Source organism: Achromobacter sp. KK8, from assembly GCF_054188005.1.
In genome coordinates, this window is sequence record NZ_CM135178.1 from 3,011,684 (window position 1) to 3,037,765 (window position 26,082).

Here is a 26,082-nt window from a genome sequence, read left to right on the forward strand (position 1 = left end):
GGGTCAGTACAACGAGGCTAGGGAGTCCAGGGAAAGGGCGGGGGCCACCTGCAGCAGGCAGTCGCCGTCGTCGCTGCGGGCGATGGCGCGCAGGCAGACGACGGTGCCGGCCTGCGGGCTGGCCAGGTTGCGCGCGGGCAGGTCGGGCCGCGCCGGTTCGATCAACTGGCCGATGGTCTGGCCCGCCGTCACGGTCTGGCCCAGGTCGACCGCGGGGATGAAGACGCCACTCTCGCGCGCACGCAGGGTGGCGGCGGGGGGCTCCAGGTTGTGCAGTGTGGGGCTGGCCTGGCGCGAGGAAGCGCCGGCCAGCAGGCCGAGTTCGGCCAGGCAGCCGAGCAGGCCGTCGCGGCAGCGTTCGACCAGTGCGCGGGTGGTTTCGCGGCCGCCGCCGATCTCCGCGCTCAGCCGCAGTACGCCCAGGCGACTGGCGGCGGCCGGCAGGGAGCCGCTCTCGGTGCCGCGAAAGAACACGCAATGCGGCAGGCCGAAGGCGCGTGCCAGCGCCGGCAGGCGCTCATCGAGCGCATCGTTGCCGTAGCGGGTGATCACCGACGACGGCAGGTAACGCAGCGAGGCGCCGCCGCTGTGCACGTCCACCAGCGCCTGGATGCGCGGCAGCAGCCGTGCTTCCAGCGCGGCGGCCACGCTTTCGGTATAGCCGCGCGCGGGGGCGCCCAGGAAGGCGCGATTGAGGTTGCCGTCATCCGAGGGCGACAGGCGGGTGCCGGCGAGCGACGCCTCGGCGTTGGCGGCGGGCAGCAGATAGACCGTGCCACGCTGCAGGACGCCGGGCAGCAGTTGCCACAGTTGCAGGATGGCTGCCTGGCCTTCCCATTCGTCGCCATGCACACCGGCCATCAGCGCCACGGCGGGGCCGGGCCCGGCCTCGATCTTCAGCACCGGCACCGTGATGCGCCGGTAGGCCGAGGCATTGGTGGCCGCGGCGCAGGTGAAATCCTCTCGGCTTACCTTGGCCATGGCGCGTCTCCGGCGTGGGGGCGGGCCGTCATCAGTCCAGCGTGGTGCCGGCTGCCTTGATGATGTTTTCCCATTTGGGCAGTTCCTTTTGAATCTGGGTCTTGACGTCGGCGGGCGTGCCGCCCAGCGGTTCCTGCGAGCGGCTGCGCAGTTCGCGGGCGACGGCTTCCGAATGCAGCGCCGTGTTCATGGCGGCGTTCAACCGCGCGATGACGGCGGGCGGGGTGCCGGCCGGCGCCACCAGCGCGCTCCAGGCCGATTGCTCGTAGTCCGGGTAGCCCTGCTCGGCCACGGTCGGCACGTCCGGATTGGAGGCGGCGCGGCGCTTGGTGGTTACGGCCAGGGCGCGCAGGCGGCCATCCTTCAGGTTGCCGATGAGGGGGGGCAGGTTCTCCATCATCGAGTCCACGTGGCCGCCCAGCAGGTCGGCCAACTGGGCGGCGGTGGCCTTGTACGGAATCTGGCGCACGGCGGCGCCCGTCTGCGCGATGAACAGCTTGACGCCGACCTCGCTGGTGGTGCCGGGGTCGGCCGAGGTCATGGTCAGCCGGTCGGGCTGGGCGCGGCTGGCGTCGATGAAGCTCTTGAGATCGCGGTACGGCGAGGCTGCGTTGACGACGATGACGTTGGGGGTTTCTGCCACCAATCCGACCGGCGCGATATCGCGGTCCAGGTCGTACAGCTGTTGCTTGAAGAGGTAGCGATGCAACACCAGCGTGCCGACGTGGGCGTAGCCGATGGTGTATCCATCGGCCGGGGCGCGCACCAGCGCCTGCGTGCCGATGCGGCCCCCGGCGCCGACGCGGTTTTCCACCACCACGGCCTGGCCCAGCACGCGCGCCATCTCCTGGCCGATGAGGCGCGCGGTGATGTCGGCATTGCCGCCGGCGGCGGCGGGCACGATCAAGGTGATCGGACGTTCGGGGTAATCGGCCAGCGCGGGCGCGGCGGTCAGGCTGAGCAACAGGGCGGCAAGGCTGGCAATGCGTGTCATGGCGATTCCCGTAACGTGGATGGGCTGCGCTATTGTGCGGCGGCCGCGAGGGAAATCCGTTCGCCTTGCTCAGATGGATGTTTGGAGAAATCTAATGACTGTCTGGCGCCCGCCGGTCCGCCTGGCGGCCCAATCCATAGCCGAGCGCCGCGGCCGCCAGCGCGCACAGCGCACCCAGCAAGGCGATCAGCGCCACGCCATGGCCGAGCGCGTCGATGCCGGCCTTGACCCAGCCGCTGGCCGCGTCGCCGGCGCGGTAGACGACGGTGTCAATGACGTTCTTGGTCTTGTACTTGTCTTCGGGCGGCACCGCGGTGAACAGCATCTCGCGCCCCGGCTTGACCAGGGCGTATTCCCCCACGCGACGCAGGATCATCGCGCCCGCCAGCACGGCGAACACCGGATGGATCGCCAGTACCAGGAAGGCCAGCGCCATGGCCAGCGGCACCGCCGCCATCAGGAAGCGCACCCCTAGCCGGGCGGCGAGGCGGCTGGTGAGGAACAGTTGCGACAACAGCGACAGCGCCTGGACCGTGAAGTCCAGCGCGGCGAAGACCCGGATGCGCTGCGCCGTGTCGGTGAAGGCGCCGGCCACCAGCCGCGCCTGTTCCATGTAGAGAAAGGTGTTGAGGGTGGCCAGCAGCAGCACCAGCACGGCGACGCCCAGCAGGAAGGGCGATTGGAACACCCGAGCCAGGCCGGCCAGCGTCGCGCCCGCAATCGGCGTCGCCAGTTCGGCGGTGTCGGCCTCGGGGCGAACGGCGGCGCGCCAGCGCAGCAGCCAACGCTTGAGCGGCAGCGTGGCCGTCAGCAGCAGGGCCGACAGCAGCAACAGGCCCGCCGGACCCAGCGCGCCGGCCAACAGGCCGCCGAGCAAGGGGCCGCACAGCCCGCCGGCGCTGGCGCCAGCGGCGATGAAGGCGAACAGGCGCTTGGCCGAGTCCATGCGGAACACGTCGGCCATCAGGCTCCAGCCAAGCGAGACCACGAACAGGTTGAAGACCGACAGCCAGACGTAGAAGCTGCGCGCGGCCCAGACGCTGTCCGGCCGCCAGTGGAACAGTGCAGCGTAGCCGGCCATGGTGACGGCGAAGGCGGCGTAGGCCCACGTCACCAGCGTGGCGCGCGCCACCCGGGCCGACAGCCAGCCGAACAACGGCACCACCGCCAGCATGGCAAGGAAGGTGGCGGTGAAGAGCCACTGCAACTGGTCGACGCCGGCCTGGATGCCCAGCGTCTCGCGGATGGGGCGCAGCATGAAATAGCCGCAGAACAGGCAAAAGAAAAACGCGAAGCCGCAGGCGCCCGCAGGCAGTTCGTCGGGTTGAATCCCCAGCGCTTGCGCCGCCCGCTGGCGCCAGGATCCGGCGGCGCGCATGGCTTCAGCCCAGCAGGGCGGCGATGCGTTCGCGCAGCGCCGCGTCCGGTTGCGGCCCGAAACCGGCCCGCGCGTTGTCCGCCATGTTGGCCGGCTTGGAGGTGGCGGGGATGACTGCGGTGACGGCCGGGTGGCCGATGATGAATTTCAGGAACAACTGGGCCCACGAGGTGCAGCCGATTTCGGCGGCCAGCTCTGGCAGCGGCCGGCCCTTGACCTGGCGGAACAGCGCGCCGTCCTGGAAGGGCCGGTTGATGAGCACCGCGACGCCATTGGCCTGGCAGGCCGGCAGCAGGCGCTTTTCGGCGTTGCGGGCGCCGACCGACAGGTTGATCTGCAGGAAGTCGGGCTTCTCGCGTTCGACCAGTTCGGTGAGTTCGTCGTGGGCGTGGTCGGTGTAGTGGGTGATGCCGATGTAGCGCGTCAGGCCTTGCCGCTTCAGGTCGCGCAACAACGCCAGTTGGTTGCGGGTGTCGATGAGGTTGTGCACCTGGATCAGGTCGAGCTTGTCGGTGCGCAGCGCGCGCCGCGACTGTTCGATCTGGCGCCTGGCCGCATCGTGGCCCTGGACGCTGATCTTGGTGGCCAGGAATACCTGCGGACGCCGGTCCGGCTCGCGCGCCAGCAGCGCGCCGGTGACGGTCTCTGCCAGGCCATAGCTGGGGGCGGTGTCGATCAGCGAACCGCGCCCGTCCAGCAGCGCGTCCACCACCTGGGCCAGCGGGGCCATCGCGGCCGCATCCGACGGCGATACGTTGAAGGTGTCGGCCGTGCCGAGTCCGACCACAGGCAGCATCTCGCCGGTCGACCAGATGGGGCGGGCCAGCATCGGCTGTCGCGTGGTCAGCGCCCGTGCCGCCCACGGCTGGGCCAGCAGGGAAGCGCAGGCGGCGGCTTGCAGGAATCGGCGGCGGTCGGGCATGGCTCGCTCCAATGAAAAAGGGCCTGCATGTTGCATGCAGGCCCTTGCGACTGTAGCGCGGCGCGCTTATTCGCGGTTGCCGCCGAAGATGCCCAGCAGCATCAGCAGGTTCGAGAAGACGTTGTAGACGTCCAGGTAGATGGCCAGCGTGGCGGACACGTAGTTGGTTTCACCGCCGTTCACGACGCGCTGCAGGTCGACCAGCATGAACGCCGAGAAGATCACGATGGCCAGCACCGAGATGGTCAGCATCAGCGCGGGCAACTGCAGGAAGATGTTGGCCAGGGCCGCCACCAGGATCACGACGGCGCCGATGAACAGGAATTTCTGCAGGCCGGACAAGTCGCGCTTGATGGTGGTGGCCAGCGTGGCCATCGTGCCGAACACGATCGCGGTGCCGCCGAAGGCCGTCATGACCAGCTGCGAGCCGTTGCTGAAGCCCATCACGAAACCGAGCAGGCGCGACAGCATCACGCCCATGAAGAATGTGAAGGCGAGCAGCAGCACCACGCCCAGCGAGTTGTTCTTGTTCTTCTCGATGGCGAACATCATGCCGAAGGCGCCCACCAGGAACACGATGGCGGACAGGCCCGGGCTGGCGCCCATGACCCGGTTGATGCCGGTGTACAGGCCGACGGCCGCGCCCAGCACGGTCGGGATCAGCGAGAGCGCCAGGAGCCAATAGGTGTTGCGCAGCACTTTGTTGCGCACGACCTCGCCCGGCGCGCCGGCGAGAGCGCCGGAACGGTTGAAGGGGGACGGACGATATTCGTTCATGGAGGACTCCTGTGTACGGCAGAAATTGATTTGCCTAGAAGGCTTAGATGCCAAGGATACCTTACAGTTCCCTGAAGAATCCAGTTTTCGAAGGAATTAACGCATCGGGCGGACCCGCATGATCCTGCGGTATGACCCCATTATGGGGACGCTTGCGCCGGTTTCAACCTGGCCTGACGTCCCGCAGCACCCGGGCGACGATGCGGGGCAGTTCTTCGTCCATGTGCGCCTGGATCCGGGTGATGGCGTCGGCCAGGGCGGCGCGCATGGCCTGCTCGACTTCCGCCTGCAGGCGGGCGGCCAGGATCGCGGGCGGGGGCGTGTCGGACGGCATGGCCGTGCCGGCGCCGTCATCCGGGGCGTCCGTGAGTAGCGGCACGCCGTGGTCGTCGACGGGGTTGGTGAGCAGCGGGAAATCGTCGCCGCCGGCCGGATCCGTCAGCACGGGGACATCCGCGTCGGCCACTTCCGTCAGCAGGGGAAAGGCGTCATCGGGGTACGCATCGGTGGCGCCGCGCGCCGCGCCGACCGGCGGCGCGGATGGCGACAGCGTCGGTTCGGCCCGCTGGGTCAGGGTGGGGATGCCGGGATCGGAAGGGTGGTGGGGCATGGGGGCTCCCGAGGATCGAGATGGCGCCGCCCGGGGCGGCGCGAGGGGCGTAAAGGGCGCTCAGGCGCCCGACTGGCGCTGGCTCAGGTCGTGGCTCTGCGGCGTATGGCCGGCGCCCTGGTAGGCGCGCCAGCGCTGGCGCGCGGCCTGCTTGTCGTCGGGATCGTCGGAGACGATTTCGAGCAGGCGCTCGAAGGCGTCGAAGCCCGGGGGGCAGGCATCGTCGAGATTGAGCAGCCAGGGCTGGGGCTGGCCGTCCGCGACGGCGGCCTGGGCCGCCTGCCAGGGATCTCCGGCGGTCAGGACGACGGGCGTTTCGGCCGCCAGCGGATCGTTGGCCAGGACGTGCGGCACGAACGAGGTGTCGTCGAAGGCCCAGAGCATGCGATCGAAGGCCGCCAGGCGCGAGCCTTCCTTACAGTACACCACCAGCCGCTGACCCGCCAGGTAGCGCTTGCGCACCACCTGGCAGGCCATGCGCAGGCGGTCGGGCGCGCCGAAGGCGAAATCGATGCGCGTCATGCCGGTTTCCGTGCGTGGCGGTTCAAGCCTGGTCCAGCAGGAACTGCATCAGCAGCGGCACGGGACGGCCCGTGGCGCCCTTGTCCTTGCCGCTCTTCCAGGCGGTGCCGGCGATGTCCAGGTGGGCCCAGCGGTACGACTTGGTGAAGCGCGACAGGAAGCAGGCGGCCGTGACCGCGCCGGCCGGGGGGCCGCCGATGTTGGCCAGGTCGGCGAAGTTGGACTTGAGTTGATCCTGGTAGGCGTCGTCCATCGGCATGCGCCAGGCGGTGTCAAGGGACTGGCGGCCGGCGGCGGACAGGGCCTCGGCCAGCGCGTCGTCCTTGGTGAACAGGCCGGTGTTGACATGGCCCAGGGCCACGACGCAGGCGCCGGTCAGGGTGGCGATGTCGATGACGGTGGACGGCTTGAAGCGCTCGGCGTAGGTCAGCGCATCGCACAGCACCAGGCGGCCCTCGGCGTCGGTATTGAGGATCTCGATGGTCAGGCCGGCCATGCTGGTGACCACGTCGCCCGGCTTGTTGGCCTTGCCGCTGGGCAGGTTTTCGCAGGCCGGGATCAGGCCGATCACGTCCAGCGGCAGTTCCAGTTCGGCCAGCGCGCGGAACGAGCCGAGCACGCTGGCGGCGCCGCACATGTCGTACTTCATTTCGTCCATGGTGGCGGCGGGCTTGAGCGAGATGCCGCCGGCGTCGAAGGTGATGCCCTTGCCGACCAGCACGATGGGGCCGTCGGACGCCTTGGCGCCCTTCTTGGCGGGCTTGCCGGCGTGGCGCAGGACGATGAAGCGCAGCGCTTCCTCGGAGCCGCGCGCCACCGACAGGAACGAGCCCATGCCCAGGGCCTCGACCTGCTTGCGGTCCATGACCTCGACCTTGAGCGACTTGAATTCGCGCGCCAGGCGCTTGGCGGTGTCGCCCAGGTAGGTGGGGGTGCAGATATTGCCCGGCAGGTTGCCCAGGGTGCGGGTCAGTTCCATGCCGTTGGCGATGGCGGCGCCTTCGCGCAGGCCCTTCTGCGCCTGGCTGGCGTCGGCGCGCTCGACGATCTGCACGATCTTCTTGAGCTTGGGACGGGCGTCGCGGTCGGGCTTGCCGAAGCTGGCGTCGTAGTGATAGGTGGCGCTGCCGGCGGCGATGGCCGCGCTGCGGGCGCGGGCGATGAGGGCCACGTCGGCGATGGGGTTGGCGGCCAGGGTCGACACGCCTTCGGTCAGTTGCGCGGCGACGCAGGCGGCGGCGAAGGCCTGTTCGGCGGAGGCGTGGGCGCGGGCCGAGTATTCGTCCTGCTTGCCCAGGCCGACCAGGACCACGCGCTGGGCCGACACGCCCGGCAGGGAACGCAGCACCAGGGTCGAGCCGGCACGGCCGCGGAACTCGCTCTTGGCGACGGCGCGCACGGCGCCGTTGGAGGCGCGGTCGATCAGGTCGGCGGCGGGGCTCAACACGCCGTCGGCGTAGATCCCGACCGCCAGCGCGGCGGTTTTGATCTGGTGCAGGGAAGCGGTGGTCTGTGTGCTAAATTCCATGAGGGTTTCCCGTGTGCGTCTGTATGATGCGGTCGATTATCCCGCATATTCTCCCATGTCTCTATTCAAACGCTCTGTCGTCAGCGAGATCACCAGTCACGCTGGCGTTGTCTTTTCCACGTTGCTCATCGTATGGCTCAGCGTGCTGCTGGTGCGCCTGCTCGGTGAGGCGGCGGGCGGCAACATCGGGGCGGACGTCGTGCTCGTGCTGGCCGCGCTGTCCACCATCACGGCCTTGCCGACCATCCTGGCGGTGTCGGTCTTCATCGCGGTGCTCACCACGGTCACGCGCAACTATCGGGAATCCGAGATGGTGGTGTGGTTCGCCAGCGGCCTGTCGCTGGCAGACTGGCTCAAGCCGGTGCTGCGCGTCGCCGTTCCCGTGGCCATCGCGGTCGCGGGCCTGACGCTGGTGGCCGCGCCGTGGGCTTATCGCCAGATCGGCGAATACCATGAACGCTTCGAGCAACGCTCCGACCTGTCCAAGGTGACCGCGGGCCAGTTCGCGGAGTCGGCTGGCGGCAGTCGCGTGTTCTTCGCCGAGGACCCGGCCAAGCCTACCGACGAACTGGGCAATGTGTTCGCGCGCGAAACCGGCCCCGAATGGCTGAGCGTCCTGACCGCCAGCAGTGCCCATAGCGAAACCCTGCCCAATGGCGACCGCTTCCTGGTGCTGGGTGAAGGGCACCGCTATGACCTCAAGCCGGGCACGCCCGAGATCCGCCTGGTGCACTTCGAGAAATACGGCCTGCGCCTGGAGAGCAAGGGCGGCGATGACCCGGTCGCCGAGGCCCGCGCGGCCGCCGAACGCTCGTCCAAGGCCCGCACCACGCCGCAGCTGATGGCCGACAACACCAGCAGCAGCTGGTCGCAGGTGATGTGGCGCATTTCGCTGCCGCTGGCCGCGCTCAACCTGGCGTTGCTGGCGATCCCGCTGGGGGCGGTGAATCCGCGCCTGGGCCGTTCCGGCGACCTGCTCATCGCCGGCCTGGTGGGCCTGCTCTACATGAACCTGATCAACCTGTCGCGCGCCTGGATTTCGAACGGCAAGCTCAGCTTCGGCGTGGGCACGGTGGCGATCCACGTCGTCGTGGCCATGTTCACGGCATTCCTGCTGATGCGCCGCCTGCGGGTCAAGGCGCCCAAGAACAGCTAGGGGCGGAAAGCGCGGCCCCGCCACGCAATCATGGCGGCCGGCCGAGGGTGGCCGCCGCGCTTGAGGCGCGGCTGCCCCGGTCCCGGATTGCCAGGCCTGCTCAGGGCAGGTATTTCATGGTGCCGCGCTTGCCGGCCAGCAGGTCGGCGTTCCGTAGCACCGACTTGCGGATGAATTCCCACAGCACCGTCACGCGCTTGAGCTTGCGCAGGTCCTCGTGGCAGTACATCCAGAACGATCGCGTGATCTCCACTTCCTTTTCCAGCACCGGCTTGAGCCGCGGATCCTGCGCCGCGATGAAGCAGGGCAGGATGGCCAGCGACTGGCCCTGCAGCGCCGCGTGGTATTGCGCCACCACGCTGGTGCTGCGCAACACTACGCGGCTGGCGGGCAGCAGGTCTTCCAGGTAGCGCAGGCGTTCGCTGAACAGCAGTTCGTCGACGTAGCCGATGAAGCTGTGCCCGGCCAGGTCGGCGCGGCCCCGGATCGGTGGATGACGGGCCAGGTACTCGGGCGTGCCGTACAGGCGCAAGGTGTAATCGCACAGCTTGCTGCAGACGTACGGGCCGCGCTGGGGGCGCTCGATGGTGATCGCCAGGTCGGCCTCGCGCTTGGACAGGCTGACAAAGCGCGGCACCGGCAGGATGTCCAGCGTGATGTGCGGATAGCGCCGCTGGAAGTCGGCGGCGAGCGGCGTCAGTACGTAGCTGCCGAAGCCCTCGGTGGCGCCGATGCGCAGGTGGCCGGACAGCGCCTGCCCGATCCCCGACAGGGTTTCGCGGGCGCTGTGCACCGTGCTTTCCATCTGCTCGGCGTGCACGAACAGGCGCTGGCCATCCTCGGTCAGCACGAAGCCGGCGCTGCGCGACTTCTCGAACAGCAGCGTGTCCAGTTCGGTTTCCAGCGCGCGGATGCGGCGCGATACCGTGGTGTGCTCGACCCCGAGCCTGCGCGCCGCGGCGCTGACGCGCTGGGTACGGGCGACCTCCAGGAAATACCGCAGACTGTCCCAATCCAGCACGTTTTTCGCTCCTGACAGGCTTGTGCATTGATGCACAAGGAATGTGCATTTCTGGTGTTGCTTGTTGATTTTCACACATCTACACTGGGTCGGCAGCCCTGGGGGACAACCGCCAGGAGCCGCAGGCCGCAAAGACGGCGCCATAACGCATAAAACTCAGGAGACAAATCCATGGAATTGCACGCACGCGGGCTGGCCGCAGGCTTGTGTCTGGGCGCTGCCCTGTTGAGTCAGGCGTACGCGGCGGATAAACCGCCCGTGAAGATCGGCATCCTGACCGACATGTCGGGCACCTACGCCGGCATGGGCGGGCCGGGTTCGGTGGCGGCGGCGCAGTTGGCCATCGACGATTGCCTGGCCGCGGAATGCAAGGGCATGAAGATCGAACTGGTGTCGGCCGACAACCAGAACAAGGCCGACGTGGGCGCGGCCAAGGCGCGCGAGTGGTTCGACCGCGACGGCGTCACCGCCATCGCCGACCTGACCAACTCGGCCGTGGCGCTGGCGGTGCAGGGCATCGCGCGCGAAAAGAACAAGGTCGTGATGTTCTCCGGCCCGGCCACCACGGCGCTGACCAACAAGGAATGCTCGCCGGTCGGGTTCCACTGGATGTTCGACACCTATTCGCAGTCCGCCGGCGGCGCCAAGGCCACGGTCAGGGCGGGCGGCAAGTCCTGGTACTTCATCACCGTCGACTACGCCTTCGGCCATTCGCTGGAGGCCGATACCGCCAAGGCCGTCAAGGCGCTGGGCGGTACCGTCGCCGGCAGCGTGCGGCATCCGTTGAACGCGCCGGACTTCGCTTCGTACCTGCTGCAGGCGCAAAGCTCCAAGGCGCAGGTGGTGGCGCTGGCCAACGGCGGCCAGGACACCGTCAACGCGGTCAAGCAGGCGCGCGAATTCGGCATCGTGGCCGGGGGCCAGCGCCTGGTGTCGCTGCTGATCTTCCTGTCCGACCTGCGCGCGCTGGGGCTGGAAAGCGCCCAGGGGCTGTCGTACGTGGACGGCTTCTACTGGGATTACGACGACGCCACGCGCCAGTGGTCGACGCGCTTCGAGAAGGCCTTCCGCGGCCTGAAGCCGACCATGACGCAGGCCGGCGTGTATTCCAGCGCGCTGCACTACCTGCGTTCGGTGGCGGCCTCGGGCAGCACCGACGGCAAGGTGGTGGCCGACAAGATGCGCGAGCTGCCGATCAAGGATCCGATCATGCGCAATGCTTCGATCCGGCCCGACGGCCGCGTGATCCACGACATGTACCTGTATGAGGTGAAAAAGCCGTCCGAATCCAAGGGCGGTTGGGATTATTCCAAGCTGGTGGCCACCATCCCGGCGGCCGAGGCCTTCCAGCCGCTGGCCGATTCGGCCTGCCCGCTGGTGCAGAAGTAAGGCGCGGCGCGCCGCCGGCAGACCCGGCGGCGCCCGCGCGAGATCCAAGAACGCGGATTCCATCCGCATCGACTATGCAGTTGTGAGGAGCATCAAATGAGTGAAGTCCCCCGCGTTCCGCTATTGATCGGCGGCAAGCTCGTGCAGTCCAAGACCACCGAATGGCGCGACGTGATCAACCCCGCCACCCAGGAAGTCGTGGCCAAGGTGCCGTTCGCCACGCGCGCCGAACTGGACGAGGCCATCGCCAATTCCAAGGAAGCCTTCAAGACCTGGCGCAACAGCGGCCAGGGCCTGCGCATGCGCGTCATGCTGAAGTTCCAGGAACTGCTGCGCGCCAATACCGCCAAGCTGGCCGAGATGATCACCCGCGAGCACGGCAAGACCCTGCCGGACGCCGAGGGCGAAGTCGGACGCGGCCTGGAAGTGGTCGAGCACGCCTGCTCGATCGCCAACCTGCAGCTGGGCGAGTACGCCGAGAACGCCGCCTCCGGCATCGACGTCTACACCCTGATCCAGCCGCTGGGCGTGTGCGCGGGCATCACCGCGTTCAACTTCCCGGTGATGCTGCCGTGCTTCATGTTTCCCATCGCGGTGGCCTGCGGCAATACCTTCGTGCTCAAGCCGTCCGAGCAGGATCCGACCTCGTCGCTGTTCCTGGCCCAGCTGGCGCTGGAAGCCGGCCTGCCGCCGGGCGTGCTGAACGTGGTGCATGGCGGTCCGGAAACGGCCAACGGCCTGTGCGAGCATCCCGACATCAAGGCGGTGTCGTTCATCGGTTCGACCCGCGTCGGCACCGAGATCTACAACCGCGCCTCGGCCGCCGGCAAGCGCTGCCAGTCGATGATGGGCGCCAAGAACCACTGCGTGATCCTGCCGGACGCCGATCCGGAAGTCGCGCTGAACCAATTGCTGGGCGCCGCGTTCGGCGCCGCAGGCCAGCGCTGCATGGCCTCGTCGGTGGCCGTGCTGGTGGGCGAGGCCCGCAACTGGCTGCCTGATTTCGTCGAGCGCGCCAAGAAGCTCAAGGTCAATTCCGGCATGGACCGCGCCGCCGACCTGGGCCCGCTGGTGTCGCCGAACGCCAAGAAGCGCGTCGAAAGCCTGATCCAGAAGGGCGTGGACGAAGGCGCCAAACTGCTGCTGGACGGCCGCAATCTGAAGGTCGCCGGTTTCGAGCAGGGCAACTTCGTGGGCCCGACCGTGTTCGAGGGCGTCACCGAGAACATGACCATCTACACCGAGGAAATCTTCGGCCCGGTGCTGTGCGTTGTCGGCGCGGAAACGCTGGAAGAAGCGGTGGAATTCATCAACCGCAACCCCAACGGCAACGGCGTGGCCCTGTTCACGCAGGATGGCGGCGCGGCGCGTTACTTCCAGAACAACATCGACGTCGGCCAGGTCGGCATCAACGTGCCGATCCCGGTGCCGGTGGCATGGTTCAGCTTCACCGGTTCGCGCGGTTCCAAGCTGGGCGACCTGGGTCCCAACGGCAAGCAGGCGGTGCAGTTCTGGACCCAGACCAAGACCGTCACGGCGCGCTGGTCCGCCCATGCCAAGACCGTGAACACCACGATCTCGATGCGCTGAAACAGGGACGCCTTGTCCTAAGCTTATATAAATAAGTCATATAACAAGGCGTTCTTATTACTTATAATTGGCCCGTCTATCAGGGGCCAATTTCATGAACCTGCAGCAATTTCGTTTCGTGCGCGAGACCATCCGGCGCGACTTCAACCTGACCGAAGCCGCCCGGATGCTCTATACCTCCCAGCCGGGGGTGTCCAAGGCCATCATCGAGTTCGAGGACGAGCTCGGTATCAAGATCTTCGAGCGCCACGGCAAGCGCATCAAAGGGCTGACCAAGCCCGGCCTGGCGGTTTCGCAGGTCATCGACCGCATCATGCGCGAGGTCGACAACCTCAAGAAGGTCAGCGACGAGTTCGCGCGCCGCGACGAGGGTGGCCTGGTGATCGCCTGCACCCACACCCAGGCGCGTTATCTGCTGCCGCGCGTGATCCCGGCATTCCGCAAGCAATTTCCCAAGGTGCATCTGTCGCTGGCCGAAGGCAGCCCGGCGCAACTGGCCGAAATGGTGCTGCACGAGCAGGCCGACCTGGCGCTGGCGACCGAATCGCTGGCGCTGACGCCCGGCCTGGCCACCCTGCCGGTCTACGCCTGGGAGCACACCGTGGTGGTGCGGCCCGACCATCCGCTGGCCGAGCTGACCTCCAGCGCCGCCAAGCGCCTGTCGCTGGCGCAATTGGCCGAATACCCCATCGTGACCTACGACCGCGCCTTCACCGGCCGCAGCACGATCGACGAGGTCTTTGCCAACCAGGGCATCCATCCGGACATCGTCCTGGAAGCGATCGACGCGGACGTGATCAAGACTTACGTCGACGTGGGCCTGGGCATCGGCATCATCGCGGGCGTGGCCTATGACCCGCGTCGGGATTCCAGCCTGGTGGGCTTGCCGGTGGGGCACCTGTTCGGCACGCACACCACCCGCGTCGGCGTGAAGGCCGGGGTGTTCCTGCGGGACTATGTCTATACGTTCCTGGAAATGCTGGCGCCGTCGCTGACCCGCGCCGTCGTCACGGAAGCGGTGCAGGGCACGCCGAAATAGGGCTGCCCGGCCGCGCGCCGGAGCAGTCGGACGAAAGGCGGCGCCCCTTCCGGGGAGCCGTTTTTTTTTGCCCGCGCGCCCGTGGCAGGGGCGTGGCGGGTGGCCGGAGAGGGGGGCTCGCTATCCCTTTCCACGAGCTCATAAAAATTATTAAATAAGAACTGATCTCATTTGAGTTGACTAAAAAATAGGAATCATTATCATTACATCCAGTCTCAACGACCCAGTGAGGTTCAACATGACGGCAGGATTGAGTGCAGTGGTAGTGGGCGCCGACAGGCTCGGCAACATCCCGGATCTGCTCAAAGGACACAATATTTCGATCACCCACCACATCAGTGGCCGTGATCCTTCGCATCAGAAGAAGACGTTGCAATTGCCCTCGGGCACCCAGCTGGTCATCCTGCTGACCGACTTCCTGGGCCACAACGTCATGAAGACCTTCCGCAACGCGGCGCAGCGCGGTGGCATCCGTGTCGTGGCTTGTCGCCGTTCGGTGTGCAGCATGCAGCAGGCCCTGCAGCAATGCGGCCTGTGCGCAGGAGCTGCGGGAGCCGCGGTTCACTGATACCGCGCCTGACCGTCGTACGGACCGCCGTACACACCGATTACTGGGGAGGCCGAAACGGCCTGCGGCCCCAAAGGTCGCGAAGAGGAATGTAAAACGCCGCCGGACTGGAATGGTCCGGCGGCGTTTTGCCGTATGGAGGATTGCGGGCAGCGCGCGAGGGCGCAAGAATGTTTGCGCGGGCTTGGGTTCAGTTGGCGGCGCGAGCCGTGGCGAGCAGGCTGTTGTCGATGCGGCGGGCGCCGTTGTAACGCTTGGACCAATACGCCATGGTCATGTTCTCGACGCGCACCACGCCGCCGGAGCTGGGCGAATGCACGAAGCGGTCGTCGCCCAGGTAGATGCCGACGTGGGAATAGCGGCGGCCCATGGTGTTGAAGAAGACCAGGTCACCGGCCTTGAGCTCGTTCTTGGCGATGGAAACGCCTTGCTGCGCGATCTCGGCGGCGTTGCGGGGCAGTTTCAGGCCCAGCGAGCGCTCGGCGGTGTAGGCCACCAGGCCGCTGCAATCGAAGCCGGTATCGGGGGAGCTGCCGCCGAAGCGGTAGCGGATGCCCAGGTAGTTCAGGGCTTCGCTGACCATGGCGTTGTCGCTGCTGACACCGCTGTGGCTGCGTTGGCGTTCGCGCTTGAATTTCTGCACCACCAGCATGCCGATGGGATCATCGGCGGTGGCAACCCATTCCGTCTCGTAGGGATCGATCTCGGACGTATAGGCGGTGGACTTTTGATTGGTGCTTGCACAACCCGCCAGACCCGCGACGCACGCCACCAGCGCCAGCAAACGCAGACCGCGGTTCGCCTGGCCAGAGGATGAATTCAGTCGCGCGCTTTTGGAGTGTCGATGCATTCGCCTGGGGAAGGTTGTCGCCTGTTTCGCATTTTTCGGGGTAATAAAGCGTCAAAAACGCTAAAAAACACCTGAATAGCTGAAATCAAGCAGCCAACCAACAGATATGTTGTGTACAACTTCGCGGGGATTCTACCAAACTTTTAAGACTGGTTCGTTACTGTAACCAGCCCGGCGCCCGTGCGGCGTAGACGCGTGGCAGAATTTTTTGACCTGCGGCAAGCCTGGTGCAAGGTTTGCCGACCAAAATGACCGAAGGATTCAAAAAGAAAGCAATCAGCCATAAGGCGTATGCACAATAACAGGAGACAAAAATGCAAAAAACCAGGGATTTCCATTACCGCTCGGTGCACGACCGCGATGCCTTCTGGCGCGAGCAGGCCGATCGGGTGCACTGGGAAACGCCGTTCGAATCCGTCCTGGATTTTTCGCGGCCCCCATTCGCCAAGTGGTTCGTGGGCGGCACGACCAACCTCTGTTACAACGCCGTCGACCGCTGGTTGCCGACCCAGGCCGACAAGCCGGCGTTGATCTGGGTCTCCACCGAGGTCGAGCGCGAACGGGTCTACACCCGCCAGGACGTCTATGAAGAGGTGAACGCGGCAGCCGCCATGCTGCAGGACCTGGGCGTGGGGCGCGGCGATCGGGTGCTGCTCTACATGCCGATGGTGCCCGAGGCGGTCTTTACCATGCTGGCCTGCGCCCGCATCGGCGCGGTGCACTCGGTGGTGTTCGGCGGATTTGCCTCGGTCAACCTGGCGCAGCGCATCGACGATGCCGCGCCCAAGGTGGTGGTGTGCACGGACGGCGGCTCGCGCGGCGGCAAGGTGGTGCCCTACAAGCCGCTGCTGGACCGGGCGCTGGCCCTGTGCAAGACGCCGCCGGCTTCGGTGGTGGTGTTCGACCGCGGCCTGGCGCCGTTCGAACCGGTGGCCGGCCGCGATCTGGACTATGCCACCCTGCGCGCCGCCCAGCGCGGCGCCCGCGTGCCGGTGGCATGGCTGGAGTCGTCCGAACCCAGCTACATCCTGTACACGTCCGGCACCACCGGCAAGCCCAAGGGCGTTCAGCGCGACACCGGCGGCTACGCCGTGGCGCTGGCGTCGTCGATGGAGTACCTGTTCAACGGCAAGGCGGGCGACACGTTCTTCTGCACCAGCGACATCGGCTGGGTGGTGGGGCATTCCTATATTGTGTATGGCCCGCTGATCGGCGGACAGGCGACGGTGCTGTACGAAGGCACGCCGGTGCGCCCGGACGGCGCCATCCTGTGGAAGCTGGTGGAGCAGTTCGGCGTCAACACGCTGTTCTCGGCGCCGACGGCGGTGCGGGTGCTCAAGCGCCAGGACCCGGCCTTGCTGCGCAAGCACGACCTGTCTTCGCTGCGGGCGGTGTACCTGGCCGGCGAGCCGCTCGATGAACCCACCGCGCATTGGATTTCCGAAGGCCTGGGCAAGCCCATCATCGACAACTATTGGCAGACCGAATCCGGCTGGCCGATCCTGTCGGCGCAGCCGGGCGTGGAAAGGGTGCCGACGCGCTTCGGCAGCCCGTCGTTCCCGGTCTATGGCTTCGATGCGCGCATCGTCAGCGAATCCAGCGGCGAGGACCTGGGACCTGACCAGAAGGGCGTGGTCGCCATTGTGCCGCCGTTGCCGCCGGGCGCCATGTCGACCATCTGGGGCGACGACGAGCGTTTCGTCCAGACCTATTTCACGTCGATCCCGGGGCGCCAGGTGTATTCCACCTTCGACTGGGGCCTGGTCGACGCGGATGGCTACTGGTTCATCCTGGGCCGCACCGACGACGTGATCAATGTGGCCGGCCATCGGCTCGGCACGCGCGAGATCGAGGAATCCGTCAACAGCCACAGCGGTATTGCCGAATGCGCGGTGGTGGGCGTGGCCGACGCGCTCAAGGGGCAGGCGGCGATGGCGTTCGCGGTGCTGAAGAATCCCGCCGCGGCCGAAACGCCGGAGGGCGCAAAGCAGCTGGAAGCGGATATCATGCGGCTGGTGGAAGATCAGCTGGGAGCCGTGGCGCGGCCCGCCCGCATCCGGTTCGTGGGCGCGTTGCCCAAGACCCGCTCGGGCAAGGTGCTGCGCCGCGCGATCGTCGCGGTATGCGAAGGCCGTGATCCCGGCGACCTGACCACGATCGAGGATCCCACCGCCCTAGAACAGATCAAGGAGTCGCTGCAATGAACACCAAACCCGTGCTGACCGCCGAAGACGTCAAGAAGATCCTGGCCGCGGCCGAGGCACACGCCCTGCAGAACAAGTGGGCAGTCACCATCGCCGTGTCGGACGACGGCGGCCACCTGCTGGGCATGCTGCGACTGGACGACGCCGCGCCCATTTCCTCGCACATCGCCCCGGCCAAGGCCAAGACCGCGGCCCTGGGCCGCCGTGAATCGCGCGTCTACGAAGAGATCATCAACAACGGCCGCTATTCCTTCCTGTCGGCCCCGCTGATCGAAGGCATGCTGGAAGGCGGTGTGCCGATCGTGGCCAATGGCCAGGTGGTGGGCGCGGTCGGCGTGTCGGGCGTGAAGTCGACCGAAGACGCCCAGATCGCCCAGGCTGGCATCGCCGCGCTGGGCCTGTGAGCCAGGAAACGCCGCGGCAGGCGCCCGCCGGCGCCGCCGCGTCCGCCGGCGGGGAGGCGGACGGCAGTCCGCTGAACCCCGGCGTGGCCAAGCGCGAGGTCTGGGCCTGGGCCATGTACGACTTCGCCAATTCCGGCTACACCACCGTGATCCTCACGGCGGTGTTCAGCACGTATTTCGTCGGTGTGGTCGGCGGCCGCGCGCCGTGGGCCACGCTGGCCTGGACCGCGGCGCTGTCGCTGTCCTACCTGCTCATCATGTTGACGATGCCCACGCTGGGCGCGCGCGCCGACGCCCGCGCCGGCAAGCGGCGGCTGCTCTACAGCAGCACCATCGGTTGCGTGGCGGCCACGCTGGTGCTGACCCAGGCCGGGCCGGGCGACGTCTGGCTGGCGCTGGCCGCCATCGTTGTCTCCAACTATTGCTACTGCGTCGGCGAGTCCGTGGTGGCGGCGTTCCTGCCCGAACTGGCCAAGCCGTCGGCGCTGGGGCGGGTGTCGGGCTGGGGCTGGAGCTTCGGCTACTGCGGCGGCATGCTGACCCTGGGCCTGTCGCTGGTGGTGGTGAAACTGGCCGAGGCCGACGGGCTCGACGCCGAGCACTTCGTGCCGCGCGTCATCCTGGTGACCTGCGCGGTGTTCGCGCTGGCGGCGCTGCCCTCGTTCTTCCTGCTGCGCGAACGCGCGCGGCCATCCGGCGAGCCGCAGGCGGCGCTGGCCATGCTCAAGCGGCTGGCCTACGCCTGGCGCGAGACAGGCCAGCATTTTCCCGAGTTCCGCCGGCTGCTGATGTGCATCGCCTGTTATCAGGCCGGCATCTCGGTCGTGATCACGCTGGCGGCGGTGTATGCCTCCGAGGTCATGGGGTTCACCACGCCGCAGATCATGCTGCTGGTGTTCACCGTGAACATCGGCGCGGCGGCCGGCGCGTTCTCGTTCGGCTATGTGCAGGATCGCATCGGCCACAAGCCGGCGCTGGCGATCACGCTGTGCGGCTGGATCCTGATGGTGCTGGTGGCCTACGCCGCGGTGACGGCGCCTGTGTTCTGGGTGGCCGCGACGCTGGCCGGCTTGTGCATGGGCACGACCCAGAGCGCGGGCCGCGCCATGACCGGCGCGCTGGCGCCGGCGGGGCGCCTGGCGGAGTTCTTCTCGCTGTGGACGTTCGCGGTGCAACTGGCCGCGGTCATCGGACCGCTGACCTACGGTCTGGTGACCTGGGGCACGCATGGCAACCACCGCCTGGCGATCCTGGTGACCGGACTGTTCTTCGTCGGCGGCCTGGTCCTGCTGTCGCGCGTGGACATGGCGCGCGGCCTGGCGCGCCGCGCCGCGTAAGGGCGCGTGCGGTCGCCGCAACTGATATTCTTATGAAGTCCCGGATGCCGCCGCGGCGCCTCGCGGCGCGGCGGCATCCGGCGGGTTGCGTATTGCGTTGTCGGTTGTCGATGCCGTTGCCGTCACGATTGGCGCGCGTTCCTGCGGAATACGGGCTTATGGCCCGTATTTTGCGTAAGGTGCCCGTAAGAGCGCGGCGATACGGTTGCGAGTGGCAGTCAGATAAAAGCGGCATCAACAACAGAATCACAGATTGGAGACAAGATCATGTCGAATGCTATTGAGTCCGTACTGGTGGAAACCCGGGTGTTCCCGCCGCCCGAGCGCGCGGCGCAGGGCGCCGCGATTCCCAGCATGGACGCGTACAACGCGCTGTGCGCGCAGGTCGAGAAGGATTTCGACGGTTTCTGGGCCGGCCAGGCCCGCGACAACCTGCAATGGACCAAGCCGTTCACCGAGGTGCTGGACGAGTCCAACGCGCCGTTCTACCGCTGGTTCGGCGACGGCGAACTGAACGTCTCGGCCAACTGCCTGGACGTGCACCTGACCAACGGCAACGCCGACAAGACCGCCATCATCTTCGAGACCGATGACGGCAAGGTCACCAAGGTCAGCTACCGCGAACTGCTGGCGCGCGTGTGCCGCTTCGCCAACGGCATCGCCAAGCTGGGCTACAAGAAGGGCGACCGCGCCATCATCTACATGCCCATGTCGATCGAGGCCGTGGTGGCCATGCAGGCCTGCGCCCGCCTGGGCGTGACGCATTCGGTGGTGTTCGGCGGCTTCTCGGCCAAGAGCCTGCAGGAGCGTATCGTCGACGTCGGCGCCTCGCTGGTCATCACCGCCGACGAACAGGTGCGCGGCGGCAAGACCATCCCGCTCAAGCCGGCGGTGGAGGAAGCCATCGCCATGGGCGGCTGCGACGCCGTCACGCGCGTCATCGTCTACCGCCGCACCGGCGGCAAGGTCGCCTGGAACGAAGGCCGCGACCTCTGGATGCACGACGTCGAGGCCGGCCAGGCCGACACCTGCGAACCGGTGCCGGTCAACGCCGAGCATCCGCTGTTCATCCTGTACACGTCCGGCTCCACCGGCAAGCCCAAGGGTGTGCAGCATTCGTCCGCCGGCTACCTGCTGTGGGCGCTGCTGACCGTCAAGTGGACCTTCGACGCCCGCAAGGACGACGTCTACTGGTGCACGGCCGACGTGGGCTGGGTCACCGGCCACACCTACATCACCTACGGCCCGCTGGCCGCGGGCCTGACGCAGGTGGTGTTCGAAGGCGTGCCGACGTTCCCCAACGCCGGCCGCTTCTGGGACATGATCGCGCGCCACAAGGTCACCACCTTCTACACCGCGCCCACCGCGATCCGCTCGCTGATCAAGGCCGCCGAAGCGGCGCCCGACACCCATCCGTCCAAGTACGACCTGGACAGCCTGCGCATCATCGGCACGGTGGGCGAACCCATCAACCCCGAGGCCTGGATCTGGTATCACAAGAACGTCGGCCGCGAGCGCTGCCCCATCGTCGACACCTGGTGGCAGACCGAGACCGGCGGCCACATGATCACGCCGCTGCCGGGCGCCACCCCGACCAAGCCGGGCTCGTGCACGCTGCCGCTGCCGGGCATCGCCGCCGCCATCGTCGATGAGACCGGCGGCGACGTCGACCAGGGCAATGGCGGTTTCCTGGTGATCAAGCGCCCGTGGCCGGCGATGATCCGCAACATCTGGGGCGACCCGGAGCGCTTCAAGAAGAGCTACTTCCCGTCGGAACTGCGCGGTTATTACCTGGCCGGCGACGGCGCGCAGCGCGACGCGGACGGCTACTTCTGGATCATGGGCCGCATCGACGATGTGCTGAACGTGTCGGGCCACCGCCTGGGCACGATGGAGGTGGAGTCGGCGCTGGTCGCGCACGAACTGGTGGCCGAGGCCGCCGTGGTCGGCCGTCCCGACGACACCACCGGCGAGGCCGTGGTGGCCTTCGTGGTGCTCAAGAGCGCTCGTCCCGAAGGCGCCGACGCCCAGGCCATCGCCAAGACGCTGCGCGACTGGGTGGCCAAGGAAATCGGCCCGATCGCCAAGCCCAAGGACATCCGCTTCGGCGACAACCTGCCCAAGACCCGCTCCGGCAAGATCATGCGCCGTCTGCTGCGCGTGGTGGCCAAGGGCGAGGAAGTGACGCAGGACGTGTCGACGCTGGAAAATCCCGCCATCCTGGAACAGCTGTCCAAGCCGCTGTAATGCGGGGCGCGCCGTCCGTCATGCGGACGGCGTGGACGGTTCCCGCCTCGACGGGAGCATAATGTGAGGTGCCCATGCCGGTTTGCCGGCATGGGCATCGTCGTTTTTTCCATTCAAGTTTTCCCGTTCAATCTTCCACCGGAGACGCCGCCGTGAGCCGCAGCAGTTTCGATCGCGCAGGGCTTGCCCTGATGTTCAGCACCATCCTCGTGTGGGCGGGTAGCTGGATCGCGATGAAGCTGATCGTGCCCTACATCGGCCCCTTCGATTTCGTGGCGCTGCGCTACGTGACCGGCGCGCTGGTGCTGTTCGCGCTGGCCGCCGCCACTCGGCGGCCGCTCGGCTTGCCCTCCTGGAAGCTGACCTTGCTGATCGGCCTGACCCAGACCGCCGGCTTCCAGGGCTTCGTGCAGACCGCGCTGGTGTCCGGCGGCGTCGGCAAGGTGTCGTTGATGGCCTATACCATGCCGTTCTGGGTGGTGCTGTTCGCGTGGGGCCTGCTGGGCGAGCGGCCGACGGCCCGCCACGGCGTCGGCATCGGCCTGGCCGCGATCGGCCTGGTGCTGTTCATCGAACCGTGGCACGGCGTGGGCGAGTTGCGGCCGGCGCTGTTGGGACTGGGCAGCGGCCTGTGCTGGGGCGTGGGCACGGTGCTGTCCAAGCGCATGTTCGATCGCCATGCGCCCGACGTGATGACCTTCACCGCCTGGCAGATGCTGTTTGGCGGACTGGTGATGACGCCGGTGGCGTGGCTGGTGCCGCAGATCCCGGCGCAGTGGGGCTGGCAACTGTGGACCGGCATGGTCTATATCGTGCTGATCGCCACGGCCGCCGGCTGGCTGTTGTGGCTGCAGGTGGTGCGGCGCGTGCCGGCCTCGATTGCCGGCCTGTCCAGCCTGGGCGTGCCGGTGGTGGCGATGCTGATGGCGTGGGCGGTGCTGTCCGAGCGTCCGTCGCCGGTCGAGTTGGGCGGCATGGCCTTGATTCTCGCCGGCATTTTTGTCGTGAGCCGCGCGGCGCCCGCCGCGCGCGCGGGCTGACCGGCCCGTTTACCGGATTCCGTTTTCCCTCAAGGAAGCTTCATGATCGATTTGCGCAGTGATACCGTCACCCGGCCGTCCCCGGCCATGCTGCAGGCCATGGTCAGCGCGCCGCTGGGCGATGACGTGATGGGCGATGACCCCACCGTCATCCAGCTGCAGCAAGCCGTGGCCGAACGCGCGGGCAAGGCGGCCGGGCTGTTCTTCCCGTCGGGCACGCAGAGCAATCTGGCGGCGCTGATGGCGCATTGCGAGCGGGGCGATGAGTATCTTGTGGGCCAGCAGGCGCATACCTACAAGTACGAAGGCGGCGGCGCGGCGGTGCTGGGCAGCATCCAGCCCCAACCCATCGAACACGCCGAGGACGGTACGCTACCGTTGGAAAAGCTGGCGGCCGCTCTCAAGCCCGAAGGCGATCCCCACTTTGCCCGCACCCGCCTGCTGGCGCTGGAAAACACGTTCCACGGCAAGCTGATTCCCGCCGACTACGTGCGTGCCGCCACCGACTGGGCCCGCGCCCATGGCCTGGCCACGCACCTGGACGGCGCGCGCGTGTTCAACGCGGCGGTGGCCAGCGGCAAGCCGCTGGCCGAGATGTGCGCGCCGTTCGATTCGGTGTCGATCTGCTTTTCCAAGGGGCTGGGCGCGCCGGTCGGCTCCGTGCTGGCGGGCAGCGCCGAACTGATCGCCCGCGCCCGCCGCTGGCGCAAGGTGCTGGGCGGCGGCCTGCGCCAATCGGGGGTGCTGGCGGCAGCCTGCCTGTATGCGCTGGAACACAATGTCGAGCGCCTGGCCGAAGACCACGCCAACGCGCGCCTGCTGGCCGAAGGACTGCGCGGCATCGCCGGCGTGCGGGTGCTGAGCCAGGACACCAACATGGTGTTCGCGGAGTTTGAGCCGGCGCGGTGCGATGCCTTGACCGCCGCGCTGGCGGCCGACGGCATCCTGATGCGCGCCGTCTATGGCGGCCCGACGCGCATGGTGACGCACCTGGACCTGTCCAGCGACGACGTGCGCCGGGTGATCGAGGCCGTGGCGCGCCACCTGGCTTGATGCCGCCGTGGCCGGCCGCGCGGCCATGAGGGCTGGCGTCAGGCGCCCGCGCGCAGCACGTCGGCCAATACCGAGAACAACTCGTCGATCTGCGCGCGCTCGATGATGAGCGGGGGCGACAGCAGCATGGTGTCGCCGGCGGCGCGGATCAGGCAGCCGCGTTCCAGGCAGGCCTGGTGTGCCGCATAGCCGCGCTGACCGGGCTTGCCGGCCTCGGGCGCCAGTTCGATCGCGGCCAGCAGGCCGATGTTGCGGATATCCACCACGTGCGGCAGGCCCTTGAGGCTGTGGGCCGCGTCTTCCCAATAGCGTCCGAGTTCGCGGCTGCGCTGGAACAAGCCTTCGCGATGGCAGAGGTCGAGCGTGGCCAGGGCGGCCGCGCACGCCACCGGATGGCCCGAGTAGGTGTAGCCATGGGCCAGTTCGATGGCGTTGTCTGGGCCTTGCATGAAGGCGTCGTGGACGTGCTGGCGCACCAGCGTGGCGCCCATCGGGATGGCGCCGTTGGTCAGGCCCTTGGCGCTGGTGATGAGGTCCGGCGTGACGCCGAAATGGGCCGAGGCGAAGGCGCCGTCGACGCGGCCGAAGGCGCTGATCACTTCGTCGAAGATCAGCAGGATGCCGTGCCGGTCGCAGATCTCGCGCAGCTTCTGCAGGTAGCCGCGCGGCGGCACCAGCACGCCGGTGGAACCCGCCACCGGCTCGACGATGACGGCGGCGATGGTCGAGGCGTCATGCAGCGCGACGATGCGTTCGAGCGCATCGGCCAGGTGCGCGCCCCAGTCCGGTTGGCCGCGGCTGTAGGCCATCTGTTCGCGGTCATAGGTATGCGGCAGGTGGTCGACATAGGGCAGCAGGTTGCCGAAGGGCTTGCGATGCCCGCCGATGCCCGACACTGACAGGCCGCCGAAGCCCACCCCGTGATACGAACGTTCGCGGCCGATCAGGCGCACGCGCTGGCCTTCGCCGCGCGCGCGGTGATAGCCCAGCGCGATCTTGAGGGCGGTGTCGACCGCCTCGGAACCGGAGTTCGAAAAGAACACTTGCGAGTAGCCGGCCGGCGCTTGCTGGCACAGCCTTTCGGCCAGTTCGAATGCCAGGGGATGGCTCATCTGGAATGACGGCGCATAGTCCAGGTCGTGGGCGGTGCGCGCGATGGCCTCGATGATCTCCGGGCGCCGATGGCCGGCGTTGACGCACCACAGGCCGGCGATGCCGTCCAGCACGCGGCGGCCGTCGGGGCGGATGTAGTGCATGCCCTCGGCCGCGCTGAACAGCACCGGATCGCGCTTGTAGCGCCGGTTGGCGGTGAAGGGCATCCAATAGGCGTCGGTATTGAGGGGAGACGACGAAAAAGGCGCGGACGAGGACATGGCTTCCTGCTTCAAGGGAGTTCAGGCTTACCTATTTTGTATTAATAATAAGAAAAATACAATTTAGGGCGTGCGAGGTCGAATCTGATGCGACCGTCGTCCCCGGATTCCCCGCGAAGGGGCGCCCGCTGGCAAATGCGTAGACGAAGAAGGTGGAACGGAAAAAGACGGAGCGATGGTCCGCGAGGGGGGATCAGGATTGCCGCAGCGAGGTCTTCAGGTGGTCGCGCATGAGTTGCGAGGCGCCTTCCTGGTCGCCGGCCTCCAGCGCGGCGATGATGCGCAGGTGCTCGTTGCTGGAATCGAGAAAGCGCGCATCGCGGTGGAACGCGGCGTGTTCTTCCAGCCGGCGCAGCTGGTTCTGCTGCTGCACTGCCTGCAGGATGTAGCGGTTGCCGGAGCAGCGCGCCAGCGTTTCGTGGAACGAGGCATTCAGGCCGAAGAATTCGGTGGCCGAGATCTCGCCATCGCCACGCTGGACCAGCGCTTCGTGGGCCGCGCGCATGCGCGCCAGGGCGTCGCGGTCGAGCTTGAAGGTCGGCTCCAGCAGGCCGGCGCATTCGATGATCATGCGGTAGCGGTAGCTTTCGTCGAGCGCTTCGCGGTTTTCCAGCGATGGCGCGAACTGCCAGCCGTGGCCCTTGCGTTTTTCAAGCAGGCCGTCGGCCGACAATTGCAGCAGGGCCTTGGCCAGCACACTGCGCGGCGCGGGATAGCGCTGCAGCAGCTCGCGTTCCGTGAATTGCTCGGGCAATGCGCGCGTGGCGCGGTCGGCGATCAGGCGGCGGTAGAGTTCATCCTGGGTCGGACCCGTACCGCTGATCGCGGGCGAGGCCAAGGCGGCGTTTTCGGCCACGGTGTAGCCGCTGTTGGGGCGGTGCGTGATCAATCCCTGCGCGGCCAGCAGCCTGAGCGCGCCGCGCACCGGCGTGCGCGAGACCTCGTAGCCTGCCGCCAACGCTTCCTCGGACAGGTGGGCGCCGGGGGCGTGGCGCCGCGCCACGATGTCCTGCGCGATCAGGCGCGCCAGATCGACTTGCAGCGCAGTGGGGCGGGCGGGAGCGGCAGGAGGCATGGATGGGCGTGGCAGCGACGGTGC

Annotated in this window: 23 protein-coding genes; 11 read left to right on the forward strand and 12 right to left on the reverse strand. The window is 67.5% G+C overall.

Going from position 1 to position 26,082, the window contains the following annotated elements; genetic code table 11:
- Window positions 1-3: 3 nt before the first annotated feature.
- From ACVN9Z_RS13935 to ACVN9Z_RS13970, 8 genes are all read right to left on the reverse strand, one after another.
- Window positions 4-981, reverse strand: a complete 978-nt coding sequence (locus ACVN9Z_RS13935; protein ID WP_238874143.1) for a M14 family metallopeptidase — start codon at window positions 979-981, stop codon at window positions 4-6.
- Between the two features lie 31 nt (window positions 982-1,012).
- Window positions 1,013-1,975 carry a Bug family tripartite tricarboxylate transporter substrate binding protein gene (locus ACVN9Z_RS13940; RefSeq protein ID WP_006389304.1) on the reverse strand — a complete coding sequence of 321 codons (963 nt, stop codon included), beginning with the start codon at window positions 1,973-1,975 and terminating at the stop codon, window positions 1,013-1,015.
- A 91-nt stretch (window positions 1,976-2,066) separates the two neighbouring features.
- On the reverse strand, window positions 2,067-3,353 hold the full coding sequence (locus ACVN9Z_RS13945) for an NTP/NDP exchange transporter (RefSeq protein ID WP_006389305.1): 1,287 nt from the start codon (window positions 3,351-3,353) through the stop codon (window positions 2,067-2,069).
- A 4-nt stretch (window positions 3,354-3,357) separates the two neighbouring features.
- On the reverse strand, window positions 3,358-4,275 hold the full coding sequence (locus ACVN9Z_RS13950) for an aldo/keto reductase (RefSeq protein WP_024068112.1): 918 nt from the start codon (window positions 4,273-4,275) through the stop codon (window positions 3,358-3,360).
- 66 nt (window positions 4,276-4,341) lie between these two features.
- Window positions 4,342-5,052, reverse strand: coding sequence for a Bax inhibitor-1/YccA family protein (locus ACVN9Z_RS13955; protein WP_006389307.1), 711 nt, complete (start codon window positions 5,050-5,052; stop codon window positions 4,342-4,344).
- 163 nt (window positions 5,053-5,215) lie between these two features.
- A complete protein-coding gene (locus ACVN9Z_RS13960) occupies window positions 5,216-5,662 on the reverse strand; it encodes a hypothetical protein (protein ID WP_458213475.1) in 447 nt (148 codons plus the stop codon).
- 60 nt (window positions 5,663-5,722) lie between these two features.
- Window positions 5,723-6,184 (reverse strand): DNA polymerase III subunit chi, encoded by a 462-nt coding sequence (locus tag ACVN9Z_RS13965; protein WP_006389309.1) that lies wholly within the window; start codon window positions 6,182-6,184, stop codon window positions 5,723-5,725.
- A gap of 22 nt (window positions 6,185-6,206) precedes the next feature.
- Window positions 6,207-7,712: a leucyl aminopeptidase gene (locus ACVN9Z_RS13970; protein ID WP_020924680.1), complete on the reverse strand. Its 1,506-nt coding sequence runs from the start codon at window positions 7,710-7,712 to the stop codon at window positions 6,207-6,209.
- Between the two features lie 55 nt (window positions 7,713-7,767).
- Here ACVN9Z_RS13970 and lptF point away from each other — a divergent pair, with 55 nt between their 5' ends.
- Window positions 7,768-8,868, forward strand: coding sequence for an LPS export ABC transporter permease LptF (gene lptF / locus ACVN9Z_RS13975; RefSeq protein ID WP_053499405.1), 1,101 nt, complete (start codon window positions 7,768-7,770; stop codon window positions 8,866-8,868).
- 100 nt (window positions 8,869-8,968) lie between these two features.
- On the opposite strand, the gene ACVN9Z_RS13980 is transcribed toward lptF, so the two are convergent.
- Window positions 8,969-9,889, reverse strand: a complete 921-nt coding sequence (locus tag ACVN9Z_RS13980; RefSeq protein ID WP_006389312.1) for a LysR family transcriptional regulator — start codon at window positions 9,887-9,889, stop codon at window positions 8,969-8,971.
- 171 nt (window positions 9,890-10,060) lie between these two features.
- Between ACVN9Z_RS13980 and ACVN9Z_RS13985 the strand changes: the two genes are divergently transcribed.
- From ACVN9Z_RS13985 to ACVN9Z_RS14000, 4 genes are all read left to right on the forward strand, one after another.
- Complete coding sequence (locus tag ACVN9Z_RS13985) at window positions 10,061-11,278, forward strand: ABC transporter substrate-binding protein (protein WP_458213476.1); 1,218 nt, start codon at window positions 10,061-10,063, stop codon at window positions 11,276-11,278.
- Between the two features lie 96 nt (window positions 11,279-11,374).
- Window positions 11,375-12,868, forward strand: coding sequence for a CoA-acylating methylmalonate-semialdehyde dehydrogenase (locus tag ACVN9Z_RS13990; protein WP_024068116.1), 1,494 nt, complete (start codon window positions 11,375-11,377; stop codon window positions 12,866-12,868).
- A 94-nt stretch (window positions 12,869-12,962) separates the two neighbouring features.
- Window positions 12,963-13,907 carry a CysB family HTH-type transcriptional regulator gene (locus ACVN9Z_RS13995; RefSeq protein ID WP_006389315.1) on the forward strand — a complete coding sequence of 315 codons (945 nt, stop codon included), beginning with the start codon at window positions 12,963-12,965 and terminating at the stop codon, window positions 13,905-13,907.
- 238 nt (window positions 13,908-14,145) lie between these two features.
- A complete protein-coding gene (locus ACVN9Z_RS14000; RefSeq protein WP_006389316.1) occupies window positions 14,146-14,475 on the forward strand; it encodes a DUF2325 domain-containing protein in 330 nt (109 codons plus the stop codon).
- A 190-nt stretch (window positions 14,476-14,665) separates the two neighbouring features.
- Here the strand turns inward: ACVN9Z_RS14000 and ACVN9Z_RS14005 are convergent, their stop codons facing one another.
- Window positions 14,666-15,325 carry a C40 family peptidase gene (locus tag ACVN9Z_RS14005; RefSeq protein ID WP_026382559.1) on the reverse strand — a complete coding sequence of 220 codons (660 nt, stop codon included), beginning with the start codon at window positions 15,323-15,325 and terminating at the stop codon, window positions 14,666-14,668.
- Between the two features lie 314 nt (window positions 15,326-15,639).
- Here ACVN9Z_RS14005 and ACVN9Z_RS14010 point away from each other — a divergent pair, with 314 nt between their 5' ends.
- From ACVN9Z_RS14010 to ltaE, 6 genes are all read left to right on the forward strand, one after another.
- Window positions 15,640-17,529: a propionate--CoA ligase gene (locus ACVN9Z_RS14010; RefSeq protein WP_458213477.1), complete on the forward strand. Its 1,890-nt coding sequence runs from the start codon at window positions 15,640-15,642 to the stop codon at window positions 17,527-17,529.
- Window positions 17,526-17,933, forward strand: coding sequence for a heme-binding protein (locus tag ACVN9Z_RS14015; protein ID WP_024068118.1), 408 nt, complete (start codon window positions 17,526-17,528; stop codon window positions 17,931-17,933). The genes ACVN9Z_RS14010 and ACVN9Z_RS14015 overlap by 4 nt, the downstream gene beginning before the upstream one ends.
- Window positions 17,930-19,270: an MFS transporter gene (locus ACVN9Z_RS14020; protein ID WP_006389320.1), complete on the forward strand. Its 1,341-nt coding sequence runs from the start codon at window positions 17,930-17,932 to the stop codon at window positions 19,268-19,270. The genes ACVN9Z_RS14015 and ACVN9Z_RS14020 overlap by 4 nt, the downstream gene beginning before the upstream one ends.
- A 267-nt stretch (window positions 19,271-19,537) precedes the next feature.
- On the forward strand, window positions 19,538-21,517 hold the full coding sequence (gene acs, locus ACVN9Z_RS14025) for an acetate--CoA ligase (RefSeq protein ID WP_053501352.1): 1,980 nt from the start codon (window positions 19,538-19,540) through the stop codon (window positions 21,515-21,517).
- A 152-nt stretch (window positions 21,518-21,669) separates the two neighbouring features.
- Window positions 21,670-22,557: a DMT family transporter gene (locus ACVN9Z_RS14030; RefSeq protein WP_458213478.1), complete on the forward strand. Its 888-nt coding sequence runs from the start codon at window positions 21,670-21,672 to the stop codon at window positions 22,555-22,557.
- A gap of 42 nt (window positions 22,558-22,599) precedes the next feature.
- Entirely contained in the window at window positions 22,600-23,610 is a 1,011-nt protein-coding gene (gene ltaE / locus ACVN9Z_RS14035) for a low-specificity L-threonine aldolase (RefSeq protein ID WP_024068121.1), read from the forward strand.
- Window positions 23,611-23,648: 38 nt separating this feature from the next.
- Here ltaE and ACVN9Z_RS14040 read toward each other — a convergent pair whose 3' ends face one another.
- Both ACVN9Z_RS14040 and ACVN9Z_RS14045 read right to left on the reverse strand, forming a co-directional pair.
- Window positions 23,649-24,983 (reverse strand): omega-aminotransferase AptA, encoded by a 1,335-nt coding sequence (locus tag ACVN9Z_RS14040; protein WP_155871449.1) that lies wholly within the window; start codon window positions 24,981-24,983, stop codon window positions 23,649-23,651.
- Window positions 24,984-25,176: 193 nt separating this feature from the next.
- Window positions 25,177-26,058 carry a GntR family transcriptional regulator gene (locus ACVN9Z_RS14045; RefSeq protein ID WP_155871448.1) on the reverse strand — a complete coding sequence of 294 codons (882 nt, stop codon included), beginning with the start codon at window positions 26,056-26,058 and terminating at the stop codon, window positions 25,177-25,179.
- Window positions 26,059-26,082 lie beyond the last annotated feature (24 nt).